The 3,543-nt window shown below is 68.7% G+C and carries 3 protein-coding genes; all 3 read right to left on the reverse strand.

Features of this window, described 5'->3' with window-relative positions; all coding sequences use genetic code 11:
* Window positions 1-226 precede the first annotated feature (226 nt).
* Window positions 227-1,288: a branched-chain amino acid ABC transporter permease gene (locus RN743_RS15760; RefSeq protein ID WP_310781258.1), complete on the reverse strand. Its 1,062-nt coding sequence runs from the start codon at window positions 1,286-1,288 to the stop codon at window positions 227-229.
* Window positions 1,289-1,317: 29 nt separating this feature from the next.
* Window positions 1,318-2,190 (reverse strand): branched-chain amino acid ABC transporter permease, encoded by an 873-nt coding sequence (locus RN743_RS15765; protein WP_310781260.1) that lies wholly within the window; start codon window positions 2,188-2,190, stop codon window positions 1,318-1,320.
* 2 nt (window positions 2,191-2,192) lie between these two features.
* The coding region (locus RN743_RS15770) for an AMP-binding protein (protein ID WP_310781262.1) at window positions 2,193-3,543 on the reverse strand (1,351 nt) is incomplete at its 5' end.

Genomic DNA, 3,543 nt, shown 5'->3' on the forward strand with positions numbered 1-3,543 from the left:
TGCACCCCCTCGGCGTAGTCGAGCCCCACGTCGGCCGTCGGACCCGTGAGGTCGAAGATGGCCGCGATCAGGACCTCGTTCTCCGCTCTCTCCCCCGAGCCCCCGCACGCGGCGAGCGCGACGGACAGGATGAAACCGCCCGCGGCGGCGGTCGTGAATGCGAATCGAGTCGAGCGCATATCCCGAGACCTCTTCCTGTACCGGATTTCTGCCGGCTTCGGAGCGATCAGCGGCCCTCTCCGCGGCGGTACGCGAAGGGCCACACGTAGAAGTAGTCTTTCACGTTGCGCCACAGTTTGGACAGGCCCTCGGGCTCGAACACCAGGAAGAGGATGATGACGAGTCCGAACGCCGCCTGCTGCGCGCTGGGCAGGAGGGCCGCGACCGCGGGCGCCGACCCCTGCAGTTCCCGCCCGACCGTCGCGATCGTGGCGGGGAGGAGGGTGATGAGCGCCGCCCCGAACAGCGAGCCGCGGATCGTCCCCAGTCCTCCGACGATGATCATGGCCAGGTAGAGGACGCTGGTCTCGAGCGTGAAGCGCTCCCACGAGATGATGTTGCGGTAGTAGGCCGTGAGGGCGCCGGCGAGCCCCACGAAGAACGACGAAGTCGCGAAGGCGAGGAGCTTGGTTCCGAACACGTTCACGCCGATCACGCTCGCCGCGATGTCCTGGTCGCGGACGGCGACGAAGGAGCGGCCGATGCGGGAGCGGAAGAGGTTCGCGGTGAACAGCGCCGTGGCTCCGGCCAGGGCGATGCCGAGCCAGTAGAAGCCGAAGTCCGTGTTCAGCCGCTGCCCGAAGAGCCGCGGGGCCGGGACGACGACGGCTTCGACCCCGCCGGTGAGCGCGGGCCAGTGCGTGACGACCCACTCGACGATCTCCTGGGCGGCGAGCGTGGAGATCGCGAGGTAGAGCCCCTTGAGCCGCAGCGAAGGGAGGCCGAAGAAGACGCCCACCGCCGCCGTCGCGAAGCACGCGGCCACGATGCTCACGCCCCACGGCAGGCCCAGCCTCAGCGTGAGCAGCGCGGAGGTGTACGCCCCGACGGCCATGAACGCGCCCTGCCCCAGCGAGACCTGACCGGTGTAGCCGACGAGGATGTTGAGCCCCAGCGCGCCGATCGTGGCGATCGCGATCTGGTTCGCGAGGTTGAGCCAGTAGGGCGACGCGAGGAACGGGAAGACGAGGAGCGCCGCCGCGAACAGGCCGAGCCGGATGCGCTCCGCCGGCACGCGCCGGAGCCCCATGTCCGTTCGATAGTCCGTGTGAAAGACGCCGCTCTCCACGCGATTCTCCCCTTCGCCTGCCTGCGCGCCTACACGCGCTCGATGATTTCTTTTCCGAAGAGTCCGTACGGGCGGACCATGAGGACGATGATCAGCACGATGTACGGGACGATGAGGTTGAGCCCGTGGCCGATGTAGCCGCCCGCATAGAATTCAAGCAGCCCGATGATCGCGCCCCCGACGACGGCGCCGCGGATCGAGTCGAGTCCGCCGAGGATCACGACCGGGAAAACGCGCAGGCCGATCTGCGCCACGTTCGGGGTCACGCCCACGATGTTGCCGAGCATGATCCCGCCGATCGCGGCCGTAGCCGCCGCCAGCGCCCACGCGGTCGCGAACACGCGCGGGATGCTGATCCCCATGCTGAGGGCGGCCTGTTGGTCGTCCGCGATGGCCCGCATGGCGATCCCGCTCCGCGTGCGCCGGAAGAAGAGCGCGAGTCCGGCGAGCAGCGCGAGCGCCAGCGGAATCGCCACCAGCCGGTCCGCGCTCACGACGGCCGATCCCAGCATCACTTCGCCCTCGGGCAGAAAGGACGGGAAGGTGCGGGGCTGCGGTCCCCAGATCGCGTGCACGATCGCGCGCAACACGCTCGAGAGGCCGATCGTGACCATGATCATCGAGATGATGGGCTCGCCGATCAGCGGCCGGAGCACGGTGCGCTCGACCGCGACGCCGATCCCCGCCGCCACGACCATCGTCAGCAGGACGCCAACGGTCCACGGGAGCCCGATCTGGACGAGGGAGAAGAAGATGAGATAGGTCCCGAACAGGAGGAGGTCCCCCTGCGCGAAGTTGATGACGTCGCTCGCCTTGTAGATGATGACGAACCCCACCGCGGCGAGCGCGTAGATCATGCCCGTGCCCAGGCCCGCCACCGTGAGTTGCAGGAACTGGTCCATGGTCACGCCCCTCCCTCGGATCCATCGAGCCGCTCGATCCGCAGGTCGTGCTTCACGCGGGCCGTGCGCCCGTCCTGGTACGTGATCTCCATCTCCACGGTCACGGAATCCTCCTCCCCGTACAGCGCCGCGATCAGGGACTCGAAGCGCTCGGCCACGAAGCGCCGCCGCACCTTCCGGGTCCGCGTGAGTTCGGCATCGTCCGCGTGCAGTTCCTTGTGCAGCAGGAGGAAGCGCCGCACGCGGGCCGCCTCGGGCACGTCCCCGTTCACCGACTCGACGTGCGCCCGCACCAGATCGTAGACCTCGGGCTTCTGCGACAGGTCCGTGAAAGTCGTGTACGCGAGCTGGCGCCGCTCCGCCCACTGCCCCGTGTTCTCGAAGTCGATCGCGATGATTCCGGCCACGTACGGGTGCTCGCCGCCGAACACGACCGCTTCGCTCACGTAGGGGCTGAACTTGAGCAGGTTCTCGATGAACTGGGGCGAGAAGGTCGTCCCGTCCGCGAGCGACATCACGTCCTTCAGCCGGTCGACGACGACGAGGTGGCCCTCCTCGTCGAAGTATCCGGCGTCGCCCGAGTGCAACCAGCCGTCCACGAGCGTCTCGCGCGTCGCCTCCGGGTTCTCGAAGTACCCCTCGAACACGGCCGGACCGCGGGTCAGGATCTCCCCATCGCCCGCCACCCGGACCTCCATCCCGGGCAGCGGCTCCCCGACCGTCTGGTAGCGGATGTCCCCGTCCCGGTGCAGCACCGAGATCCCGGCGACCTCGGTCTGCCCGTAGATCTGCTTCAGGTTCACGCCCAGCGCGTGGAAGAAGCGGAACACGTCCGGCCCGAGCGCGGCCCCGCCCGTGTAGGCGTCGCGCAGGTGCGTCAGGCCGAGCTGGTTCTTGATCGGGCGCATGGCGACCGCCTCCGCGATCCGGCGCCGGAAGCGCCCCGGGCCGTCCGGCGTCCGCCCTTCGAACGCGTCGTCGGCCGCCTCCCCGCCGACCCTCATGGCCCACGCCTGAACGCGGCGCTTGAGCGGCGTCGTGTCCTCCACCATCACCTGCACTTCGGAGACGAGGTTCTCCCAGATGCGGGGCGGCGAGAACATCACGCGCGGCCCGATCTCGCGCAGATCCTGGCGTACGGTGCCCGGCTCCTCGGGGAAGTTCACCGGGAAACCGACCAGGACGTGGCGGGAGACGGTCATCATCTGCTCCCCGATCCAGGCGAGGGGGAGGAACGAGACGAACTCGTCCTCGGCCTCCATCGGGTCCACGTCCTGCAACTGCGCCGCCATGCTGAGCAGGTTCGTGTGCGAGAGCACGGCGAGCTTGGGTTTGCTCGTCGTCCCCGAGGTG

Origin of the sequence: Candidatus Palauibacter scopulicola (genome assembly GCF_947581915.1) — a bacterium.
In the GTDB taxonomy this organism is placed as follows: domain Bacteria; phylum Gemmatimonadota; class Gemmatimonadetes; order Palauibacterales; family Palauibacteraceae; genus Palauibacter; species Palauibacter scopulicola.